The sequence below is a fragment of the Nakamurella multipartita DSM 44233 genome (assembly GCF_000024365.1).
In the GTDB taxonomy this organism is placed as follows: domain Bacteria; phylum Actinomycetota; class Actinomycetes; order Mycobacteriales; family Nakamurellaceae; genus Nakamurella; species Nakamurella multipartita.
The window spans coordinates 4973063-4996137 of sequence record NC_013235.1 but is presented as its reverse complement, the minus strand read 5'-3'; the positions used below and the strand labels follow the sequence as shown (position 1 = coordinate 4996137).

Genomic DNA, 23075 nt, shown 5'->3' with positions numbered 1-23075 from the left:
AAGAAACGGACGTTCGGGTTCCACCCGCTGCTGGTGTTCCTGGACCGCCCCGACATCGCCGGCGGCGAGGCCCTGGCCGGGATGCTGCGGGCCGGGAACGCGGGCAGCAATACCACCGCCGACCACATCCAGGTGCTGGGCGAGGCGTTGGCGTCGTTGCCCGAGGCGTACCGCCCCCGGCCCGACGACCCGACCGGCCCGCGGGTGCTGATCCGATCCGATTCCGCCGGTGCCACCCACGGTTTCGCCGCCGAGTGCCGGGCCGCCGGGATCGGCTTCTCGTTCGGGTTCCCGGTCACCGCGCCGGTCCGGGACGCGGTCGAGGTCCTGGCGCAGGCCGCTGAGCTGGGCGCCGCGCAGGGGTGGAGGGTGTGGTACCCGGCGATCGAGCGCGACGGCAGCATCCGGGACGGTGCCTGGTTGGCCGAGGCGACCGGGCTGGTCGATCTGTCCGCCTGGCCGCCGCGGACCCGGCTGATCCTGCGCAAGGAAAGGCCTCACCCCGGGGCCCAACTCACCTTCACCGACGCCGATGGGCACCGGATCACCGCGTTCATCACCGACACCCCGATCGGTGTGGTCCCCGGTCAACTGGCCGGGCTGGACCTTCGGCACCGACAACACGCCCGGGTGGAGGACCGCATCCGCCAAGCGAAGGCGACCGGGCTTCGGAATCTGCCCTGCCACTCCTGGTCGTCCAACAGCGCCTGGTTGGAGATCGTGCTGACAGCGACCGACCTGCTGGCCTGGTGCAAGCTCATCGGCTTCCCGGACGAGCCCGATCTCGCCTGCTGCGAGGTCGCGACCTTCCGCTACCGGGTGCTGCACGTGGCCGCCCGGATCAGCCGTGGCGCCCGACAGGTCCGGCTGCGCCTGGACCGCACCTGGCGCTGGGCCCCAGCGATCGCCGCCGCCTGGCACCGCATCCGCGTCGCGTTCACCTGACCCCGCTCAACCGTCCCGACGACCCGAAAGTCCAACCACCGGAAGTGGAACCGGCGGCCACCCGAGCCGACACTCGGTCACCAAACGCCGCCCGCAAGCCAAAATCACTGCCCCGCGAGGGCTCTGGATCAGACCCAGGCAGCCGAATCACCGGCATGAAGAATCGAGGTTAGTTGGCGCTGGCTGCTCGGCCGGTTTCGTGCCAGACGTTGCCGGTCCAGACGTTGCCGCGGACTCCGTTGTCGAAGCCGGTGATGGGGCCGTATCGTCCGCAGGTTGGGAAGTATCGTGTGGAGAAGTGGTTGTCGATGAAGCGGATGTTTGATCCGTTCGGGTAGGGCTTTGAGTCGACGGAGCCGCCGTATGCGCAGTAGGAGCCTGTGGTGGCTAGCAGGTTGTGTTGGACTAGCAGGCCTGTTACGGGCATGAAGTCTCCGTACATTGGGATGGCTGCCGAGCAGCCGACGCCCTCGCACATCAGCACGTTGTTGATGATCTGGTTGTTGTTGCCGCCGTTGGTGCCGACGGCGCCGCGGTGTGCGCCTGAGGATCCGGTGCGGTTCGAGAAGACGTAGGAGTTGCTGATGGTTGTGTCGTTGACCAGTCGTGATGTGCGGCCGACGTTGTGGATGTAGCCGTGGTCGAAGACGTATCCGCAGTCTGGTGAGTACAGCGGGATGTCATTTTCTGCGGCGTTTGTGCCGTTGATCTCGGTGTACTCGATGCGGACGTTGCGTGGGCAGGTGCCGTCTGATTTCTTGAGCACTTGGATCATGTAGGTGCCGGTTCCGTTCACTGTCACGTCACGTACGGTGACGTTGTCGTGGCGGATTGTGAGGCGGCCGGCGACCGTGACGCGGGAGATGAGTTCTCCGGCGGCGGATGAGGAGAGGTTTCCGGTGGTGCGTTGCGATGACTGTCGTGGGCCGGTGGAATCTGGGGTGGGCCACGCAGCATCAATGACCGGAGACGCCGCTCCGCCGGGGTTTGGCTGAGAAGTGCCTAACTGGACAAGCGTGAATTTTTCCCAAGGGCCAACGTCCGTACGATTCGCAATGAGGGGTGCGTCTCCGGCGCTTTCAGCCGTGACGATGCGACCATTGGCGCGTGATCTTAGGCTTACAGTGCCGTCGGAATTGTGAATTAATTGAAATGTTTCCCAAGCGCCGGCAGCGTCACGATTACTGATCAAGGGGTTCGCACCGCCCGACTCAGCGCAGACGTATTTGCGATTGGCTTGGGCGCGCAGCGCGATATCTGTGCTATTGATCTGGATCATGTCGAAGCTTTCCCACGGGCCGACCGCAGAGCGGTTTGCGATCAGGGGCGATTGGCCGGCGTTCTCTGCGACTACATAGCGGCCATTGACTTCCGCTCTGAGAGCCACCGCTCCGTTGGTCGGTTCACCACGCTCGTTCTGAATCCCGGCTGAACTCGTGAGGGGGCGTTCGTGCAGCGCGACAGCGTCTGCGGATCCAGCCGTCACGCACATGATCCAAATGAGCGCTGCGCAAGAAAAGGCGGGCAGACATCTCAGATGACGTCGATTGAGCTTGGTTCGTGTACCCGAACTCGCATCGGCACGCAACTTTGGCCCCCCTCGCGGCGTTGCCGGACGACAACGCTGACCGCATGGTAGCGACTACCGAGTGCGATTGCTACGTCACTATGAGTGATCAAAGAGAACGTCACTTCCAGCCCGACGCAAGTGGAGCGGTTCGGTACAAGGAGCAACGGGCATTCGACGTTCGCGTTCCCGTCGTGGTCAGCGCGGTCTGCTGTCGTGGTGGGTCGGCGGCCGATCGACTTCTGGCGGCCATCAACCAGGTGGTCACAGCACCGAGTCAGCCCATTGTCGTGCGGTCACGGTCACCAATGAGAACGATTCTCCGATCAGACCCGACTACTCTCATCGCGCAACCAGACTCGGTCGGAAGTGCGCCGGGACAGTCTCTTTCGAAGACGGACGATCGCGGTGGTCCCAGCAAAGACAGCGATCTTGGGGAGGAGCACCGGCTGCGTCACGGCTAGGCGGAGCATCCATCTTGCCGAGGCGCCCGAAGGACGTTCGAACGATGGCTGGCCGGCCATCATCGCGTTGCCTGTCGCAACCCGGATCCGCCGACGGAGAAGATCTCGATAGGTCTTCGGTGGCCAGATCGTCACGCGGGCGTTGCGCACAACCACCCGCTCATGCGGCGCGAAACTCATCGCAATCAGACCATCGTCCGCCATCACATCCTGCCAGTCCGCCAATCGTGCGTGCCCGATCTGATCGACTGCAATGACGCCGCGTCCATATAGCTCCGTCCGTACTCCGTCGAGGCGCCCCCAGATGTCGTAGTACCAGCGGACTGGCAACGACACTCCCCCCATTGGCAGAATCCTCTCGGGTCCGGCAGCGTGGACCCCGCCTGTCAGCCGCTCGCAGAGTGCCACCACGCTGTCCGTGTCGATCATGACGTCGCCGTCGACGTACAACCGTGGGAAGGTCGTGGCGGCCGTATCACCCAGGGCGATAGCCTTAATCTTCGACGGCTCCGGCGTCTCGATGACGGTTGCGCCCAACTTGGTCGCGATCTCCACGGTGGCATCGTTGCAGCCGTTAGCGACGACAATCACCTCAAACGACCCTTCGTTCGGTACGCCGAGGGCTTCCAGCAAGCGAGGAATGCCCCGCTCTTCGTTGTGCGCGGGGATGACGATGCTCACCATGAAGGCAGTATCCTTCGTCTGACCCCAACCGACCGAACCGCGTTTGCCGAGCCAACCAGTTCGCTAGGCGTCACTGCCAGTTTGCTCTCGGCCTCCGGCCAACCAAAAGAGCGAACGCGACAGCGGTTCGGGACTGTGTCGTCGTCTAGTACTACAGGGCTAGATCATTAGGACTTGACGGGCCAGCCGGGCGCGGATGTGGCAGCGGCGGGCGACGGCCTGATGCGCCCGCCGCCAGGTCGACCAGGTCAGTGCACGGTTGACGGCGGCGTCGTTTCGCCGGTCGATGTTCAGGAGTCGACGTATTTCGGCGACGGTGAGCGCGATGAGGCGCCGGAGCTTTTCGGCGAGTCCGGGGGAACCGTCGGGTGGTGGTCCGGATCCCCCTTTTTGGCCTGATGTGCGGTGATCGTGAGGAAGGAGTGGGCGAGCATGGCCAGGGTGATGTGGCGATGCCATGCGTTGTGTTTTCGGACCTGGTATTGATCAAGACCGGTTTCGTTCTTGCTGGCGCCGAAACATTCCTCGATCGGCCATCGAGCGCCGGCCACGGTGACGAGTTGACCGAATCCGGTGCGGTTCGGGTTGTGGCAGTGGTAGAAGGCAAGTTCACCGTTGTCGGTCGAGCGGCGGATCATGAATTGGTTGGAAGGGTCGTCGGTTTCGATCAGGACCCAGTCGTAGACGCGGTATCCTTTCGCGCCGATGCCGCAGGCGCGACGTTGCCAGGCGGTCGGCTTCAACGAAAGGGGAATTTCTGAGACTGGACGTGAACGGCCGGTGTGGTCGGTGAACGTGGTGTTCTTCGGGATGGCCATCACGTAGCTGATGCCGGTGTTTTCGAGGTATTCCCGCAGCCCCGGGTTCTGTCCGAATTCCTCGTCCGCGGTGAACCAGGCGAACGGCACGTCGGCCGCGCGGGCCACCTTGATCATCTCGATGACCTGCTCCGGTCTGGTCCGGAACACGGTGTCGGCAGTCACTCCCGCTTCTGCGCATCGCGCCGGGTCGGCCAGCCAGGACTTCTCCGGCAGGTAGAGCCGCCGATCGATCAGCACCCGGTCCCGGCCGGGAGTGACGTAAGCCAGGAAGGTCGCGATCTGGCAGTTGTCGATCCGCCCCAACGTCCCCGAATACTGTCGTTGGACACCGACCGATTTTTTGCCCTTCTTCGCGAACCCGGTCGGATCGGCGACCAGGATCGCCTCCGGAGACGCCAGATGACCCATGACATAATCACGGTTCAGGACCAGCAACTGCTCGACGTCCCACGGTGAGATGTTCAGGAACCGTTGTAAGGCCTTGGGCTCGGATTCGCCGACGTGTTCGGCGATCGTCCACCCGTTCTTGCGTTGCAGCGGCGACAGCAGACCACGCAGGTATTGTTCGGCGTGTCTTCGTGATTCGGTTCGATAGAATATCGGGGTCATCCGGGCGAGCAGGTCCTCCAGGCCGGCATTCCATGTATCCAGGTCGGCTCGGGTCACCGCGCCATCGTACACAATCGGCTGCTCCGACACACGAATTACCGGCATGCCCAAGGATTTCATTTGTCCGGTCGAATCATCGCAGGCGCGCCGAAAGAAACACCGCGACTTTCATTCTTAGGTCGACGATCGACGTCGCCGGTTTTGGCGCTTCGAAATCGGCGGGTGTCCGGAATCCGTCAAGATCGGCCGCCAGGGCAAGGCCGCGACGAACAGGTTGCCCAGCGCAGTTCCCGGCGACTGGGGGACGGTCAGCGGGTGTTGAGCGACCGACTGGACGGAGCCCGACGGCAGGCCCCCGTGAGGAGGAGCCGACAGCGCGACGACCTGCGGAAACGTCACAACCTTAGAAGATCACGCCCTGTAGTACTAGGTGGCCTGTGCCTGTGCGACGCTCCGCGAGCCGAATGATCGACATCGGCCATGTTGGGTAGGTGGTTGCTCATACTGGCGCATGCGACGCACTCGTAAGGCAAGAGATGGCAGTTAGATCCGATCTGTCGGCGTGCGCGGTCGGTCGGTTGGATCTGGCTGGCGTTCGGGCTCGACCTGCATCGCAAGGACCGGTTCAGGCGTGCACAGAGCCACGGTACCTGCACAAGGGCCCGACGGCGTCGGTTCGCCCTCAGCTCACATCGGTTCTCCGCTAGTTCATCGGAGGCCGCGGACGTGCCGTGGGGAACGCGACCTCGTAGAGTTGGGCGTCAGCCCGATCACAACGTGCCTTTCGGTGACGCCGCGTGCTGGAGCGCGACCTGACTTCGCCCGATCCGGTATCACGAGCCCGTTCACCGCGTTCGGCCCACCGGGCGGTACAGTGATCAACAGCCTGCCCCAACGGCTAGCGCGGTCCCCGGAGTACCTGGACTTGGATCAATCGGGCCTGGAGCGCTGGTTCGCCAACTTGACCGCGGGGCAAGGTAATCTCGACGCTCGAAACTGCTCGCCGGGTTCGTCGCGACGCCGGCCCGAGTCCGAACGAGGTGGATATATGGGCGGCCGTGCCGACATCGTCATGATCACGTATCGCAGCGCGATGTACATCCGCCTCTCGCTTCCTCGCTTGCTTGAGACCCTCGGCGATGACGATCGGGTTTGGCTGTGGCACAATGGCGACGACGAGGCGACGATTGAGGCGCTTCGCCCCTTTGTTTCTGACGACCGCGTTGCACATTATCACCACAGTCGTGAAAATGTTCGGCTACGTGAGCCAACGAACTGGCTGTGGCAGAATTCACGGGCGCGGTTCGTGTCCAAAGTCGATGACGATTGCCTTGTTTCCCCCGGCTGGCTCGACACCTTCGCTTCAGCTCACATGGCAAACCCAGAGTTTGGGGTGATTGGAAGCTGGCGACATCCCGAGGAAGATTTTCGACCCGAGCTAGCGCGCCGAAAGATCCAGGCTTTTGCTGGTGGTCACTCATTGATGCGCAACAACTGGGTCCAAGGGAGTGGCTACCTGATGCCACGCGCAAGGGTCGATGCGAATGGGCCACTCGGAGAAAGCGAGTCCTTCACAGGATACTGCATGCGCTTGGCCGAGGCAGGCGCGGTTAATGGCTTCTATTATCCGTTCGTGCCCGAGGATCACATGGATGATCCGCGGTCACCGCACACATTGATCCATAGCGACCAAGATCTATTAGATCGAATGCCGTTGTCCGCTAGAGCCAACGGAGTCATGACGGTCGAGCAGTGGACAGCTCAACTTCAGCAGAGCGCCATAGTGCTACAAACCGCATCGCTTGATCCCCGGACCTACTCCGGATGGCGACGCAAACTAAAGTTGGTAAGCCGCCGAATCAGGCTCGCTATGGGGCGGCCAGCCAAGTGGTAACCTCGTTGCCCCCGCCCGCGAACCTGATGGCTACTGGTTCATCAGAACCTGATGTCGTCGTCGTGTGTGTTACCTATAACAGTTCCGCTGTTATCGAAGCATTGCTGGCTGCGCTGCCGTCTGCGCTGGAATCGATCGCGACCTGCCGCGTCGTCATTGTCGATAACGATTCGAGCGATGGCACGCCCGCGATCGTTAAGCAGAGAGCACCGTGGGTGCGACTGATCGAAGCAGGATCGAATTCAGGATACGCTGGTGGCATCAACATTGCCCTGCGAAATGGTCTAGGCTCCCGGGGGGTCTACATTCTCAACCCTGACGCAGTTCCTTCGCCCGGCAGCGTCGTGAGGTTGCTTGACGCCGTCGAAAGCGCTCCAGGTGTTGGGATTGCAGTGCCAGCCGTGCTGGCCGTAGACGGAACCCTCAAGTTCTCTCTTCGCCGCGAACCCACGATCATGCGCGCAGTCGGAGAGGCTCTTCTCGGCGGGCATCGCGCAGCACGCTTTCCCAAGCTCGGGGATATGATCAGAAATCCTGCATACTACTGCGACGGCGCAACCGCCGATTGGGCCACTGGAGCAGCGATGCTTGTCTCTCGGGCAACCATCGATGCGATCGGTGAATGGGACGAGCGGTTCTGGCTCTACTCGGAGGAGACTGACTATGCGCTGCGCCTTGCAGATGCCGGCTCTCGCCTTTGCCTTGTCATGAGTGCGGAGGTCAGGCACCCCGGAGGTTCAATGAGCACCTCGCCATACCTATGGAGCTTGGTCGCGATCAACCGGACTCGACTCTACCGAAAGCGTCACTCATTGGTTCCTAGCCTATTCTATTGGTTGGTCGTGTTGGGGAATGAAGCGGTGAGGAGCCTCTTAGGCCGACCCACTCATCGCGCTGCGGTTAAGGCTCTACTGAAGGTTGGACCCAACCCTCCTGCTGAATTGTCCACGCCTGCGCTCATGTGAGCAATTGGCGGGAAGCCTCTCGCCGAGAGTAATCCGCGAACCAAGCCTGCAATGTCGCAATCTTTGCGAGCAGGAGTGCCCCACTATTCGCCTGACCACTCCTGATGCTGTCAGCGAACTGGTCTATGGCAAGCGATGAGAAGATGGAGAGAGTTGGCGACGATTCGAGCAATTCAAGCAGTCGTTCTCGGTAGATGCGACTGGTCCTCAACCAGAGATCCGCGGGAAAAATAGAAGAGCGCGAGACGCTACGATTCTTCCATGGAACCAGTGGCAACCAATCGGGGGATCTGTTCACAGCCACTTTTTCGAGTTGGCGAGCCGCTCGTCGCGCCGCCGATACTGGGTGCCGCATTGCCAAACGCGCCAGTTGTCTAGTATAAGGGGATTCTCCAGACCAATAGACATGATCCAGGTGGTCGGGTGCGTTCCCATCACTACTACGCGCGATCCCTGAGATCTGCGAGAAGAGTCTCCGGTGCGTTTCAAGGTAGAGCTGACCATTCCGTCGCTGTGCGGGTGTGAGTCTGGCGCTGAAGCGTAGGAACCGAGAATCGCGGAAAGGAAGCTCTGTTCGTAGGCCCGAGCGCCGTAGGGCGGTAGTGAGAGCGTTCCCCCACCTGAGCTGACGGTTGTAAATTCGCCAGAATACCACCATGTCAGCCCGCGAGGACAGATCCCACTCGGTCATAGACTCGTCTAGACTCCGCGTAAATTGATCCGTAGCCCAATTTCCGAAGTCCGGAGCGAGGAATTCTCGAAGCCTGGCAAGCTCCGGACCATACCGGCGAAGCTGGGCGTGGAGAATGCCGTCTGACCCGACGACCCCTAGGGCCTTGTCATTGCCCCAGAATACATCTCCGTCGAGACCATTGATAACGACGTCGGCAAAGTTTCTAAGGACATCGCAGAACCACAATTCGTACATCTCTGCTGGACTATGCGCGCCGTCGAGTAGGCTAACGGCCCTGGACGTGTCCCTGAGTAAGCAGTCCTGTCGCACCGGTATTATGGTGTGGTCGAGCCCGAGAACCTCGGCGACATGTGAAGACACCCGCCCTTCATTCGTGTGCACGTTGCCATAGGTAAACGTCGCAGGTCGGAATCCGTGATCCACGCATCCGCCCGCGATCGCTCGGCTGTCCAGTCCACCACTAAGGCCAAGACCAGCTCTCTTCGTACCAATGCGCCCGGCCATATCGACCATCACGGTTGACCAAACGGTCTCAAATTCGGCAATGGCGCCATCATCGCTCATGCGGTCGTCCGAGGGAAGATAAAGTCTATTGACGCTCAAGCGTGGGCGCGAGTTCGGTGCCCAAGTTATCCGCCCGCCACCGGGAAGTAATGTGACGTCTCGCAGGACGGTCCGATTATTCAACGGATGCAATGTTACAAGGTACTCAACCATGCCAGCCTCGTCCGGAATCGGGCGCACTCCGAGACTAACCATTGAGGCTAGGTGAGTGGCGAATAGGAACTCACCCTGACTCGACGACCAGAACGAGGGTAGGGAGCCAACCCCGTCACAGGTGATGTCCAACTCTCCATTGCTGCCAAGTGTGACCTTGATATGACCGGCCTCGGCTCCATATAGATGGCTCTCCTGGCGACCGTCCCGTGCTGCCTTGACGGCATCCTCGGATGCGCCAAGAATGATGAGTCTCCCACGCTCGTCGGTATCGGCGTAAGCGACGGTGCCATTGCTTGGCACGGTGGTGACGAGCGCTACGCTCACGTGGCTGTTAACATGGATGGTCCATGTGTCTGCGCCCGGCACGAGTAACGCAGTGTGCTCAAGTACCCGGCGTCGATGATCCTGTGCGGATGAAGTTGAGCCACCCGCGATGAGCAGGATCTCATGGGACACTCCAACCCCCTAGCCTAGGTGCGAATCAAGCTCGATTAGTGCCGTGTCACCCGTGCTGGCGATCAGCCGGCACCACGGTGGTCGGTGACCTGTCAGGCATATGACCTCTCAGCATGAGCCTCACTTCACGCGCCTTGGAACCCGAGGCCACCGTCCTTGGCGTAGGCTACCGGCGGTGAAAAACCGGTTCATGGTCGGGCCCTCTGCCCGGCGCTTGTCTCTTGAGTGCTTGCGCGCACAGTACCTTACGTAGATGGCGCAGGTCTGGGCGGAGCCCACGTCGGATGATCTTCTGTCGCCCTGGCCGGGCAGACGACCGCTATCCGAAGCACAACTGCCCGTGCCCCTTGGCCCGTCTATCTCGCACCTGCCTTTCAGCCACCCATATCGGGCGTTGTTTGAGTTCACAAAACCAAATCAACCATAGGAGGCTTTTTTAAGTCTCCTATGGTTGATTTGGCTATTTGCGGAACAAGTGCAAACTCGTTCTGCTTAGTTGGCGCTGACTGCTCGGCCGGTTTCGTGCCAGACGTTGCCGGTCCAGACGTTGCCGCGGACTCCGTTGTCGAAGCCGATGATGGGGCCGTATCGTCCGCAGGTTGGGAAGTATCGTGTGGAGAAGTGGTTGTCGATGAAGCGGATGTTTGATCCGTTCGGGTAGGGCTTTGAGTCGACGGAGCCGCCGTATGCGCAGTAGGAGCCTGTGGTGGCTAGCAGGTTGTGTTGGACTAGCAGGCCTGTTACGGGCATGAAGTCTCCGTACATTGGGATGGCTGCCGAGCAGCCGACGCCCTCGCACATCAGCACGTTGTTGATGATCTGGTTGTTGTTGCCGCCGTTGGTGCCGACGGCGCCGCGGTGTGCGCCTGAGGATCCGGTGCGGTTCGAGAAGACGTAGGAGTTGCTGATGGTTGTGTCGTTGACCAGTCGTGATGTGCGGCCGACGTTGTGGATGTAGCCGTGGTCGAAGACGTATCCGCAGTCTGGTGAGTACAGCGGGATGTCATTTTCTGCGGCGTTTGCGCCGTTGATCTCGGTGTACTCGATGCGGACGTTGCGTGGGCAGGTGCCGTCTGATTTCTTGAGCACTTGGATCATGTAGGTGCCGGTTCCGTTCACTGTCACGTCACGTACGGTGACGTTGTCGTGGCGGATTGTGAGGCGGCCGGCGACCGTGACGCGGGAGATGAGTTCTCCGGCGGCGGATGAGGAGAGGTTTCCGGTGGTGCGTTGCGATGACTGTCGTGGGCCGGTGGAATCTGGGGTGGGCCACGCAGCATCAATGACCGGAGACGCCGCGGAAGTGCTCGGTGCTTGGGAACTGGTTGTCGATCTGCTGGTTGTCGTCGGTGCGCTTGATGTCGGCGTCGATGTCCTTGTGGTCGAGGCGGTCGACGATGAGTTCGTGGTACCGGATACGTTGGAATACGGCACTCCATCAATGCTGCTATCCACAATAGTGGCGGGATTCTCGTCGGAGAAAAGGAAATCGTGACGGCATCCATTCACGTGGACCCGCTCGGCGTAATAGCCGCCGAAGACCACGCCGTTGGTGCGGTCACCGAGGCATTGGACGTCGGTGTCATAGATCCGCGTACCCTTGGTGCCCGGCTCGATCCGTATCGAGTGGTAGTACTTGTAGCGAACAGTGACGTTGCGGATCGTAACGTTGTTGGCTTTGACGAAGATCGACCCCGTGATGTCTAGGTTCTCGACCACAGCGCCCGCGTCGTCGACGATGATGTCGCCAGAGTGTTGGGCTCTCGCGGGAGCAGCTGACGCTGGAGTAAACCCAAACATCAGTACGACCATGCCGAGTGCCACTCCAAGAGCGACTATCGGCCATCGGGTGGGGCCTATGCGATGTACGACACTTCTCACGATCAGACGTCCTCGTTTCACTCTACCGAGCTCGGAAGCTCGCTCTCAGTGCTCACCACACCCTGAAGGGCGCCCCCTTGGTGGTTGCCGTTATGAAGACGTGACCGTATCAGTACTCATCGTGCGCGGCGAGTTACAGTCAGCGAACAGGTAGAGGAACACCCACCAGCGGCGCGGTCGCCGAAGCCAAAGCAGCCGTTCAGGAGGTATACGCGACGCCGTCGGAGGCTGAAATCATGACGAAGGTCACGTTGACCTGTAGTGGGTGTCTGACTACAACGACTAGCTTCGCGATGCTTGCCTAGCCGCCGATGCTGGCGAGCTGGCCAAGGTCGATCTAGCACGGATAATGGCCGGGTGAGCGTCGTCAAACTTGTCCTCGCCGGAGCACCGTTGAGCAACGGAAACCGCGGCGTTCAAGCATTGGGCCGATCGGTGGTCGGCGGAATCGATGACTGGGCGTCGCGTGCGGGTGAGCAAGCTCTCGTTGCAATGCTCGATGACGGCTGGGGTGTCCGCCGATCCGACGAAGTCTGGCACGGGCACACGGTCGTTGAAGCAGTCGGGGTCCGCCGATCACGTCGCTTGCACCGTCCCGAGAGCTGGGCGCGAGTCCGTTGGGATCAGGCACTGGGCTCGGGCGGGAATCACGTCGCCATCCGTCTCGCGCGCGCGAATGCAGTCCTTGACATCTCGGGGGGAGACAGCTTCACCGACATGTATGGATGGGACCGACTAGCGTCAGTGAGCGCACCGAAGGAAGCGGCATTGCGGGTAGGCACGCCTCTGGTGCTGATGCCGCAGACCTATGGACCGTTTGACACGGCAGCCGGCCGTCGCAAGGCCGAGAGACTGGTCAGGGGTGCCGCCCTTGCCTACTCCCGTGACCCTCGGAGCCACGTGCGGCTACTTGAGCTGGCTGGACGCGGAGTTGACCACGCGCGTTGCCGATCCGGAGTGGATGTGGCCTTCGCGCTTCCCTCTCAGCGCCCCGACCTGGACTCCCGGCTCGAAGCGAGCCTCTCTGATGAGACGATCGTACGGGTGGGGATCAACGTCAGCGGGCTGTTGAGTACCCCCGAAGGGCAGCGCCAGTTTCGGATCCTCGGCGACTACATCTCTGTATTTGTGATGCTCGTCCGTAAGCTGATCGCTGATGGTGTCGTGATCGTGTTCGTCCCTCATGTTCATAGAGCGGACGGTTCAGGGGAGAGCGACATGAACGCGATCAATGCGGTGTCGGCCCAGCTCACACCGACCGAACGAGAGCGAGTTGTCACGCTGCCTGCGATTCTGGACGCCGCAGAATTAAAGTGGTGCATTTCGCGTCTCGATTGGCTTGTCGGAAGCCGAATGCACGCGACGATCGCAGGGCTGTCGCAGCAGATTCCAACCTTTGGTTTCGCTTATAGCGACAAGAGCGGTGGTGTCTTTCAGACGTGTGGTCTCGCTAGCGAGATCGCAGACGCGCGAAGTGCCGAGGGCGAAGAAGCCGTCAGGCTCATGCTCGATGCATTCGCACGCCGCGAACTCACCAGAGAAATCCTGGCGCGGTCAGCCCCGCCGGTTGTTCAGCGCGCACGCGACCAGATGACGGACATACTCGGCGCCGTGCACTCCTGGACGATGGGTGTCATACCAGGCACGATCGCATGATCGGCAAGCGCCTCGACTCGATCGAGTCTGTGGTAAATGCGCATCTGTGCACCGGCTGCGGTGTCTGTACGTACCTTGAACCGCGACTTGCAATGCACGAGCTCCCCAACGTTGGACGCCGTCCGTTACCGATCGTCGCGATCACCGGTGGCGTCCGTGGCGACGCTGTCGAAGTTTGCCCTGGACGCGCGCTGGCTCACACGCCAGACGAGCTTGCCGGTGCGCCGTTCAAGGGGACCTGGGGGCCGGTGCTTGACCTCTTCGAATGTTGGTCCACCGATCCGAGAGTGCGGCGTCGGGGGTCTTCCGGGGGGGTTGTTTCGGCTCTAGCTGCACACGCGCTCGAGTCAGGGGCTGCCGTTGGGGTGCTGCAGGTACGCGCGCGTCCAGACGCGCCCTTGCTCAACGAAACAGTGCTCAACACGACCAGTGATGCCGTCTTCGAATCCGCAGGCTCTAGGTACTCCCCGGCCAGCCCGGGGGAGCGGCTAGACCTAGTCGAGGGCGCAGCGGGACCGTGCGTTGTGGTCGGCAAGCCTTGCGACGTGGCTGGTACGCGGGCTGCCGCTGGCCGGCGAACAGAACTGGATGACAAGGTTGGCTTGACGATCGCAATATTTTGCGCCGGAACACCGTCAACACGAACAACCGAGAAGATGATCACGTCGCTAGGGGTCGAACCTCAGTCGGTCTGTCGATTGGACTACCGCGGTGACGGTTGGCCCGGGAACTTTCGGGTCGAGACCAGGAGTGGATATCGAGCTGCTGCAACATACGCGGAAGCATGGGACGGTACCCTGAGCAAGGGCCGCCAATGGCGTTGCATGATCTGCCCGGACCACACGGGGGAATTCGCTGACCTTTCCGTTGGCGATCCCTGGTATCGGAAAATCTCGGACGACGAGCCCGGTCGTTCACTAGTTGTCGTTCGCACTGAACGTGGCCGGGTCGCCTTGACCAAAGCGTTGGCCGATGGTGCGCTTGAAGGCGGCCCGATCCCGATCGAATTACTGCCTGCGTCTCAACCAAACTTGGAGGCTACCCGGGGCGCATTGTGGGGCAGAATCCATACGCTCCGAATTGCGGGAGTGGCGGCACCAAGTTTCAGCAACCTACCGTCGTTCCGTCTATGGCTGCGCCTTACGCCCCGCCAAAAGCTCTCGTCGGTACTAGGGACACTCAAGCGGATTCGTGTCAAGCGACTTCGCGAACCCGAATCAGCTGCTGCAAGCGCTGATGTCGAAACTCATTGATCCGAACCTGGACCCCGCTAGCCTCGATCTTGCACGGTAGGCCTGGATCGGTGGTCGCTGGCCTGAGAAGGCTTTCAGAGCAGGGGTTTCGGTGTTTCGGGTTGCCCGATTGTCCGAGTGTCGGCTCGGGTGGCCGCCGGTTCCACCGCCGGGACGGGTCCTTTCGGGTTGTTGAGACAGGGGCCGGGTGTCAGGTGAAGGCGGCGCGGATGCGGTGCCAGCCGGTGGCGATCGCCGTGGCCCACCGCCAGGTCCGGTCGATCCGCAGGTGCGTCTTCCGGGCGGCGCGGCCGATCCGGGCGGCGACGTGCAGCACCCGGTAGCGGAAGGTCGCGACCTCGCAGCAGGCCAGGTCGGGCTCGTCGATGAACGCGATGAGCTTGCACCAGGCGAGCAGGTCGGTCGCGGTCAGCACGATCTCCAACCAGGCACTGTTGGACGCGAACGAGAAGCAAGGCAGATTGCGCAGCCCGGTCGCCTTAGCCTGCCGGATGCGGTCCTCGACCCGGGCGTGCCGCCGGTGCCGCAGGTCCAGACCGGCCAGTTGGCCGGGCACCGCGCCGATCGGAGTGTCGGTGATGAACGCGGTGACCCGATGCCCGTCCTGGTCGGCGAAGGTGAGCTGGGCGCCCGGGTGGGGCCGCTCCTTCCGAAGGATCAGCCGGGTCCGGGGCGGCCACGCGGACAGGTCGACCAGGCCGGTGGCCTCGGCCAACCGGGCCCCGTCCCGGACGCTCCCGTCGCGCTCGATCGCCGGATACCACACCGTCCAGCCCCGCTCGGCGGCCACCGATTCGGCTTCGACCAGCGTCGCGACGGCGTCCCGGACCGGGGCGGTGACCGGGAACCCGAACGAGAAGCTCACCCCGGCCTTGCGGCACGCCGCGGCGAAACCGTGCGTGGCACCGGCAGAATCGGACCGGATCAGCAACCGCGGACCGTCGGCGCCGGCGGGGTCGTCGGGCCGGGGCCGGTACGCTTCGGGCAACGCGGCCAGCGCTTCGGTCAGCACCGCGATGTGATCGGCGGTCGTGTTGCTGCCCGCGTTGCCAGCCCGGAGCAGCCCGGCCAGCGCCTCGCCGCCGGCGATATCCGGCCGGTCCAGGAACACCAGCAACGGGTGGAACCCGTAGGTCTTCTTCCACGTGGAAGCCGAGTTCTGCTTCCCGTCGGAATGATCGATGGTGATCGTGGCGTCCACGTCCATCACCAACTCCACCCCCGCGGGTGGGGCCGCACCGGCCGCCCACGCCACCTCCCGGGCCACGGCCCGAGCCTGCTTCACCCCGGTCAGGTGGGCGGCGTCGACCCGGCCGTCGATCAGCCGCCACGCCGTGGTCACCGACGCCACCGGCCCGTGCTGGGCCTGCTGGTCGATCAGTGTGCCGATCCCCGAGACGCTGTCCGCGCCGTCGGCGACCGCGGCCGCCAGATCGGCGTACATGCGGCCCGGATCATGCAGCCAGGGACCCTTGTAGGTGTCCGCCAGCACCGCGCTGACCTGCCCGGTCAGATCGGCCAGTTCCCGCAGCATGCCGACCCCGGCGTGGGACACCACCCCCGCCCCGTCGGCGCTGACCTTGACCCGCGGGACCATCGCTGTAGTCTTCACCCAGAAAGTGCCTTCCCCTGCGGACATCGGAACCTTAGACAAGTTCGATTATCCGTTACGAGACAGGCACTTTCGCATACCACCAGCCGTGTCGACCACACTCATCGACTCACCCACGCAAAGTCGAGGCTAGTGTTTGTCGTTGCATTTGTAGTTTCCCTCCGAGTAGCGGATTGCTGGATCGTGCGCATCTGACCGCCTGCTATTCGCTATTCGGTACCGACTGGCTCTCCATTCTCGTGCCAAACGTTGCCACTAAGCGCGTTGCCGTCCTGGCCGTCATCGAAACTTGCCACGGGGCCCGCTTTCCCACAGCGCGCACCAAGCGACGTCGAGAACCGGTTATTGACAATCCGTATATTGGACCCGCTTGGAAAGTCCTTAGAGGAAACAGATCCTCCGTGAATACAGTACTGTCCGGTGGTCGACATCAAGTTGCCCTCTATCAAAACGTTTTCAATAGGGGCTAGACTTCCATACAGGCTCAGCGCAGCCGAGCACCCGGGAAGTTCGCAGAAGAGCGTATTATTTTTGATCTGCAGGTTGGATCCGCCGTTATCGCTCAATGCCGTGCGATGCGCGCCGTCCCATGTCCTGTTGACGTAGATGTAAGAGTTCGAGACGGCTACATTGCTACCCATACGAATACCGCGGCCAGTGTCGACAATCTTACTATGATCAAAGGTGAATCCGCAGTTCGCTTCACTTCCGTAGACCGCTATTGCCTCGGACGGAGCATTCTCGCCGTCAATTTCAACAAACTCTATTCGAATATTGGCCGGGCAAGCGCCATCCGATTTTGGCCGGATGTTAATCATGTAGTTCCCGGTGCCCATCACTCTCACATCGCGTACGACAACATCGTCATGTTGGATGGTGATATTCCCGTCCACGGTCACGTCTTCAATCACTTGGCCTGAGCTTGACGTCGCTATCGGCCCAGCAATTTCAGGACCCGTCGATCGCGGACCAGTGTTTTCCGGTGACGGAAAACCCGCTAGATTTGGCGGAAATCCAGCGGAAGGGGGCGGAACACCGCGTGCTTCCTTAGACGGTGATGATGATGATGGGCTCGGTGACGAAGCCGACGCATCCGATGATTGTGATGTCTCGGTCTCGCTAGGGCTCACCTCGGACTGCGCACCAGAACTGGAGGCCATCTTGTGTGTCATCGCTACGACTATCGTGCTACCAACGAGCGCCAAGGCGACTATCCCAGCAATCCAAAGCTTGCGAATTCGAGCACGATGGCTGCTACCCTTAGCGGCTTTGATCACAGTCCCTGTCCTTCGAAGCATCGGATAGGGCCGAATTTGGGGGAACAAGTCGCTCTCGGCCGCCGACTCTGTTGCGACGGATTCCATGGTACGCCAACGCTCGGCAACGGGTCTTTGCGTCCGTTCGCAGTGCTTCGTCCGGTTGCGAGTTGGGCTTCCACCGAGGTCGCCACTCGATCAACGACCACCATGTCTTAGGTCGCGGACCTATCGGGCAGTGCCATGTCGACTACCGGCAGTCAACACGCCTACTCCCGTCTCGTCAGCGGCCCACCAACTGGTTGTCTGACCGCCGACCGGGTTCGAAGCGGGTTCGTGGTTGTGCGCGTATCTGGTACATTATCTCTCTATCGAGGTGAATGGCCAAAGCAGGGGGATGAATCAAACTGTGTCCAGAGACGGCCAGTCAAAGAGGCATGAGGCATGACCGAGGTTGATCCGTCAGGTCCCTGCGCATCTGCGCGCCCGGCAGACGATGCAGGAGTCCAGGAAGTGGAGGAGCCGCTACGTCACCGACTGGCAGAGATACTCCCTCTCATCAAGGGCGGCTCCGCAAATGACGCAATCGCGATCGCCGTCGCGGTCGAACATTCCTTTGGAATCGTACTGACGGACAACGAACTTGATCCTGAGCATCTTTGCGACCCAGATTCCCTCGAAGCGACCGTGCGCAGGCATTTGGCTGGCCGCTAATGTGTGGTATTGCGGGCATCCTCAGTTTCCGTGACGCGCCAGACCGCGATCTGATTTGCAGCATGATCGGTCGGTTGAGCCATAGGGGTCCAGACAGCAGCGGGTACTACCGGGACCGGTGGATAGCACTCGGTCATTCACGGCTCTCCATTATCGACACTGCAGGCGGTGCGCAGCCTCTGGCAAACGAGGACGGCACGGTTTGGGTCTCGTTCAATGGTGAGATATTCAACTACCTTGAACTGGCGGCCGAGCTACGGACGCTCGGTCATCGGTTCAGAACGGTGAGCGACACCGAAGTCATCGTCCATGCCTGGGAAGAATGGGGACCTGACGCCTTCGAGCGGTTCAACGGACAATGGGCGCTCGCCCTTTGGGAATCTCGCACGCGTCGATTGATCCTCAGTCGAGATCGACTCGGCGTCCGACCACTCTACACTTCAAGAGCTGGATCAGACATCATCTTCGCGTCCGAGGTAAAGGCCCTGTTCGCGCATCCTGATGTCGCGCGTGGTATTGATCCGGAGGGACTTGGCCAGGCGCTGACACTTTGGTCGACGGTAGCGCCCGTCTCGGTATTCACCGGAATAAGACAGGTTCCACCCGGGTGCTACATGCTGATCGATCAGCACGGCGAGCGGACACGGCAGTACTGGCATTTGAATTTTCCCGACGCGGGACGAGAAGTCCTCCAGGATATTGAAGAGAACGCGACCGAGCTTCGGCGCCTTGTTGAGGCGGCAACGCGCCTGCGCTTCGAACGTTCAGATGTGCCCGTCGGGGCCTACCTATCGGGCGGCCTGGACTCCACCATCACAGCCTCCGTTGTAGCGTCGGTCACATCCGCGCCTGTTAGGACCTTCTCGCTTCGATTTGCTGACCGTGAGTTCGATGAGGGGAAGTACCAGCAAGAACTTGCGGGGAGATTAGGGACCGAACACCACGAAGTCGTTGTCGAATCGAAAGACATCGCGGACGTGTTTCCGGACGTGGTATTTCACGCGGAGAATCCTTTGCTCCGGTCGGCGCCGGCACCACTTTTCCTGTTATCGCGCCTAGTCGCCGACTCGGGGTACAAGGTGGTTGTCACCGGCGAGGGGGCCGACGAGGTGCTGGCCGGCTATGACATCTTCCGAGAAGCGCGACTCCGGGAGTTCTGGTTGCGCGATCCATCATCTAAGGTCCGTGATCGCGGAGTGGAGCTCCTATACCCGTGGTTACATCGATCACCCACAGCGGCACCGTCGTTTGCGAGACAATTCTTTGGCTTGGACCTTACGGCAAGTGATCTTGCCTTATCGCACCGTCCTCGCTGGAACTCAACCGCAGTCTTGCTCCATCTTCTTAGCCCCGATCTTCGCGCTTCCATCGTCGACCCGATCGCGCCGCTGCTCGCGCGGATGTCAGCGGGCGCTGACAGGTGGGACCTGCTTAGTCGTGCACAATGGCTCGAGGCAACGACACTTCTCCCAGGCTACATCCTTGCATCGCAAGGTGACCGGATGCTGATGGCGAACTCGGTCGAAGGACGTTTTCCCTTTCTGGACAAGGACGTGGTCGAGTTCGCTGCGAAGTTGCCGGCAAGACATAAAATGCTCGGACTCGATGAGAAGCACATCCTCAAGCGCGCGTTTGAAGACATTGTTCCCGAGTCCATCCTTACCCGACCCAAACAGCCTTACCGTGCACCCGACGCATCGTCGTTCTTTGGTCCAGGTACCAGACCGGATTGGATGGCAGAGTTGTTGTCCCCGTCGGCGGTCGAGGACGCAGGCATCTTCCAGCCTAGGGTTGTCGAAGCGCTCGTCGCAAAATGCCAGCGAACACAAGGACTGCGAATGAGCAATACCGACAATATGCGGATCATGGCCGTGCTATCAACGCAGCTCCTGCACGAGATATTTGTTGTACAAGGAGGTCAGCACAAGGGCGACGGCCCCCGCATTTCAAGCCCTACAACGGTTATCGACAATCTAGTAAATGATGGGAGCTTTTCATGACCGCGGCGGCTTTCGGGCCCGACGTTCTGACTCTCGACCTCGAGTACGAGTTTGAGCGCATTCGTTTGTCCATAACGAGCTATCTTGCCAGCGTCCGGCGACATGGTCTAGTAGTTGCACTGTCAGGAGGTATCGACTCAAGTCTCGTCGCGGCCCTTGCGGTCCGCGCGTTGGGGCCGGAACGAGTGTTCGGGCTCCACATGCCTGAGCGAGAGTCTTCGAACGAAACGCTGGCTATCAGCCAGTCGGTTTCGGACACTTTTGGGATCGATTCTGTGGTTGAGGACATCACGGCGCCACTCGAGGCATTTGGAGCATACCGCCGCCGTGATGATGCAATACGGTTAGTGTGCCCCGAGTACGGACCTGGCTTTCGATCGAAGATCGTCCTTCCGTCGGTAGTTGATTCGCATCAGCTCCGGCTGTATTCGGTCGTTGTCGTCGATCCGTCCGGCCTGGAGACTTCTTATCGTCTGTCTCAGAACGCCTACCTGGGAATCGTGGCTGCTACAAACTTCAAGCAGCGTGTTCGTAAGGCGTTCGAGTACTACCATGCAGATCGTCTAAACTATGCTACCTCTGGCACGCCAAACCGTTTGGAGTACGACCAGGGATTTTTCGTTAAGCTCGGCGACGGGGCGGCCGACATTAAACCCATCGCTCACCTCTATAAATCGCAAGTTTATGCCTTGGCGAAGCATCTGGGTGTTCCGAAGGCCGTCATAGCGAGACCATCAACAACCGACACATATTCTCTACCTCAATCCCAGGAGGAGTTCTATTTTTCTTTACCGCACGACAAAATGGACCTCGTGTTGTATGGAAAGAACAACGACGTGCCAGTCAGCGACGTGGCGGCGGCTGTCGGCCTGACGTCTGAGCAGGTACGCCGAGTTTACGGTGACATCGATCAGAAGCGCCGTTCAACCCGGTATATGCATCTTCCGCCTGAATTGGCTGCGCCGGTTCAGGAAATCGTCTGAACTTTCAGAAAGTCCGGGATTGCGCACGCTTCTGACTACACTAGGTCGACTAGGATTTGGCTTGACTGCTTGTGTTGTTGACTGGGTGGGTGGACGCGGAGGATCGGTCGTAGCTGCAGGTGGTGGATGCTGAACGGGCCGGGATGTCACAGCACGATCCGCGACCACGGCCGCGGATCGTGCTGTGGCAAGCCGACCCGGGAGGGGGCCGACTTCCTGGCGTTCGTCAAAGGTCGCTGTCGAACCGTACAGCGGCCGCGAGTGCACGTCGTACTGGGCAACCTGTCCACCCACAAAAGCGGAGACGTCGAAGCCTGGCTGGCCCAGAACCCCAATGTGGACTTCCATTTCACCTCGGTCGGATCCTCCTGGCTCAGCCAGATCGAGAACTGGTTCGGCATTGTCGTCACCCGCCAGTCGATCCGCCACGGCACGTTCGCATCGGTGAAGGCACTGATCGGCCGGATCCGGGACTACATCACGCACTGGAACAGCCACGCGTGACCCTTCGTGTGGACCGCGACCACTGACGAGATCCTGGCCAAGGTGTTGATCACCCAGACCAACATCAGCAAGCTTGACGAGAAGAACAGATAGTAAAGGTCGCAGCATTGCGTTGCGCTGGGTTTGCGATGCCCGACAGGGTCAGCCCGAAAATGACAGCGCGCGAACTGGCCAACACAGGTTAACAGTGTGTCGGCCAGCGGCGAGGGAAGAAGGCTAGAAGCGCTGACCTGACCCCTTGAACTGGTCCACCTGGTTTGAGAGTCAGTTGGTGGATTGGTGGGTGCAGCTGGCAGCGTATCCAGCCGGTGTCTGGTAGCCCAGCGCTGAGTGCCGGCGGTGCTGGTTGTACTCGAGCTTCCAGTCGTCGATGACGACTCGGGCGTGGGTGAGCGACCAGAACTGATTGATGTTCAGGCATTCGTCGCGGAGCCGGCCGTTGAACGATTCGATGTACCCGTTGCGCCACGGTTCACCGGGCGGAATGAACGACAGACCGACGCGTTGCCCGGCCCAGTCGGCCATCGCCGCACACGCCAGTTCGGGGCCGTTGTCGCAGCGAAGCACCGCCGGGTAGCCGCGAACCGCGGCGACCCTGTCGAGTTCATCGATGAGCCGATCGGCGGTGATCGAGCGGTCGACGAGACCGCCGAACGTCTCCCTGGTGTGTTCGTCAACGAGCGACACGATCTTGACCGGCCGCCCGTCGGTGGTGGCGTCGAACTGGAAGTCCACGGCCCAGACGATGTTCGGGGCGTCTGCTGTCGGCCGCTCCTGTGTGGTGCTGGTGCCGACGCGTTTGCGGCGGCGGTGCTGCGGCACCCGCAGTCCTTCCTCCCGCCAAAGCCGTTGCACCTTCTTGTGATTCACCGCCCAACCGTCGGCGCGTGCGTCGTGGTAGGCGCGGCGGTGACCCCACCGCGGATGCTTGGCCGCGTACGCCCGCAGCCAGTTGCGGAGCGTGGCGTCGGGGTCGGCCGGCGTCTGCGCCGGCGGTTGGTGGCGTTGGGTGGCTCGGTGCTGCCCGGTCACCCGACACGCGAACCGCTCGCTCACCCCGAGAACCGTGATCAGGTGGTGGACGGCGGCGCGGCGGCGTGCCGGGCTCAGAAGTTTCCCCGGGCGATCTCCTTCAACGCCGCCTTCTCCAGCTCCGCGTCGGCGAGCAGCCGCTTCAGCGTGGAGTTCTCCTTCTCCAGGTCCTTCAACCGCTTCGCGTCGTCGGCCTTCAGTCCACCGAACTGGTTGCGCCACCGGTAGTACGTCTGCTCCGACACCTGCAGCTCCCGGCACACATCAGCGACCTCTTTGCCCTCGCCGAGCATCCGATCGGCCTGCGCGAGCTTCCGCACGACCTGCTCCGGCGTATGCCGCTTCCTCGTAGCCATCGATTCCGG

Annotated in this window: 15 protein-coding genes and 1 pseudogene; 8 read left to right on the top strand and 8 right to left on the bottom strand. The window is 61.3% G+C overall.

All coding sequences use genetic code 11. The features are described from left to right. Window positions 1–3: 3 nt before the first annotated feature. Window positions 4–945 (top strand): annotated as a pseudogene (locus tag NAMU_RS22245) (IS1380 family transposase); the annotation flags it as partial. Between the two features lie 169 nt (window positions 946–1114). Here NAMU_RS22245 and NAMU_RS29560 read toward each other — a convergent pair. From NAMU_RS29560 to NAMU_RS22230, 3 genes are all read right to left on the bottom strand, one after another. Next, window positions 1115–2431: a fascin domain-containing protein gene (locus NAMU_RS29560; RefSeq protein ID WP_138180414.1), complete on the bottom strand. Its 1317-nt coding sequence runs from the start codon at window positions 2429–2431 to the stop codon at window positions 1115–1117. Between the two features lie 407 nt (window positions 2432–2838). Further along, window positions 2839–3660: a glycosyltransferase gene (locus NAMU_RS22235; protein WP_015749590.1), complete on the bottom strand. Its 822-nt coding sequence runs from the start codon at window positions 3658–3660 to the stop codon at window positions 2839–2841. A gap of 290 nt (window positions 3661–3950) precedes the next feature. Continuing rightward, window positions 3951–5147: an IS701 family transposase gene (locus tag NAMU_RS22230; protein ID WP_217180570.1), complete on the bottom strand. Its 1197-nt coding sequence runs from the start codon at window positions 5145–5147 to the stop codon at window positions 3951–3953. A gap of 991 nt (window positions 5148–6138) precedes the next feature. Here NAMU_RS22230 and NAMU_RS27765 point away from each other — a divergent pair. Then, entirely contained in the window at window positions 6139–6984 is an 846-nt protein-coding gene (locus NAMU_RS27765) for a glycosyltransferase family A protein (protein WP_052308047.1), read from the top strand. After that, window positions 6915–7949: a glycosyltransferase family 2 protein gene (locus tag NAMU_RS28615; RefSeq protein WP_083785933.1), complete on the top strand. Its 1035-nt coding sequence runs from the start codon at window positions 6915–6917 to the stop codon at window positions 7947–7949. The genes NAMU_RS27765 and NAMU_RS28615 overlap by 70 nt, the downstream gene beginning before the upstream one ends. Here NAMU_RS28615 and NAMU_RS31975 read toward each other — a convergent pair. After that, on the bottom strand, window positions 7942–9147 hold the full coding sequence (locus NAMU_RS31975) for an asparagine synthase-related protein (RefSeq protein ID WP_407669259.1): 1206 nt from the start codon (window positions 9145–9147) through the stop codon (window positions 7942–7944). The genes NAMU_RS28615 and NAMU_RS31975 overlap by 8 nt on opposite strands. A gap of 1164 nt (window positions 9148–10311) precedes the next feature. After that, on the bottom strand, window positions 10312–11631 hold the full coding sequence (locus NAMU_RS29555) for a hypothetical protein (RefSeq protein WP_015749585.1): 1320 nt from the start codon (window positions 11629–11631) through the stop codon (window positions 10312–10314). A 561-nt stretch (window positions 11632–12192) separates the two neighbouring features. Here NAMU_RS29555 and NAMU_RS28605 point away from each other — a divergent pair. Together NAMU_RS28605 and NAMU_RS31970 are read left to right on the top strand one after the other, a co-directional pair. After that, a complete protein-coding gene (locus NAMU_RS28605; RefSeq protein WP_245544943.1) occupies window positions 12193–13356 on the top strand; it encodes a polysaccharide pyruvyl transferase family protein in 1164 nt (387 codons plus the stop codon). Next, window positions 13353–14609, top strand: a complete 1257-nt coding sequence (locus tag NAMU_RS31970; protein ID WP_015749583.1) for a Coenzyme F420 hydrogenase/dehydrogenase, beta subunit C-terminal domain — start codon at window positions 13353–13355, stop codon at window positions 14607–14609. Before NAMU_RS28605 ends, NAMU_RS31970 begins: the two co-directional genes overlap by 4 nt. Window positions 14610–14799: 190 nt before the next feature. On the opposite strand, the gene NAMU_RS22205 is transcribed toward NAMU_RS31970, so the two are convergent. Next, on the bottom strand, window positions 14800–16221 hold the full coding sequence (locus NAMU_RS22205; protein WP_015749582.1) for an IS1380 family transposase: 1422 nt from the start codon (window positions 16219–16221) through the stop codon (window positions 14800–14802). Between the two features lie 209 nt (window positions 16222–16430). Then, window positions 16431–17120 (bottom strand): hypothetical protein, encoded by a 690-nt coding sequence (locus tag NAMU_RS29550; protein ID WP_138180408.1) that lies wholly within the window; start codon window positions 17118–17120, stop codon window positions 16431–16433. Between the two features lie 1070 nt (window positions 17121–18190). Between NAMU_RS29550 and asnB the strand changes: the two genes are divergently transcribed. The 3 genes from asnB (at window position 18191) to NAMU_RS28595 (ending at window position 21678) form a co-directional block, all read left to right on the top strand. Next, window positions 18191–20191 (top strand): asparagine synthase (glutamine-hydrolyzing), encoded by a 2001-nt coding sequence (asnB, locus tag NAMU_RS22200; protein WP_015749580.1) that lies wholly within the window; start codon window positions 18191–18193, stop codon window positions 20189–20191. Continuing rightward, window positions 20188–21174, top strand: a complete 987-nt coding sequence (gene nadE, locus NAMU_RS27760) for an NAD(+) synthase (RefSeq protein ID WP_015749579.1) — start codon at window positions 20188–20190, stop codon at window positions 21172–21174. The genes asnB and nadE overlap by 4 nt, the downstream gene beginning before the upstream one ends. Window positions 21175–21300: 126 nt before the next feature. Continuing rightward, a complete protein-coding gene (locus NAMU_RS28595) occupies window positions 21301–21678 on the top strand; it encodes a transposase (RefSeq protein WP_083785930.1) in 378 nt (125 codons plus the stop codon). Window positions 21679–21942: 264 nt separating this feature from the next. On the opposite strand, the gene NAMU_RS22190 is transcribed toward NAMU_RS28595, so the two are convergent. Further along, a protein-coding gene (locus tag NAMU_RS22190; RefSeq protein WP_086008602.1) for an IS3 family transposase occupies window positions 21943–23066 on the bottom strand; the annotation gives its coding sequence in 2 pieces (ribosomal slippage) (window positions 21943–22799 and window positions 22799–23066; 1125 coding nt in all). Window positions 23067–23075: the final 9 nt, after the last annotated feature.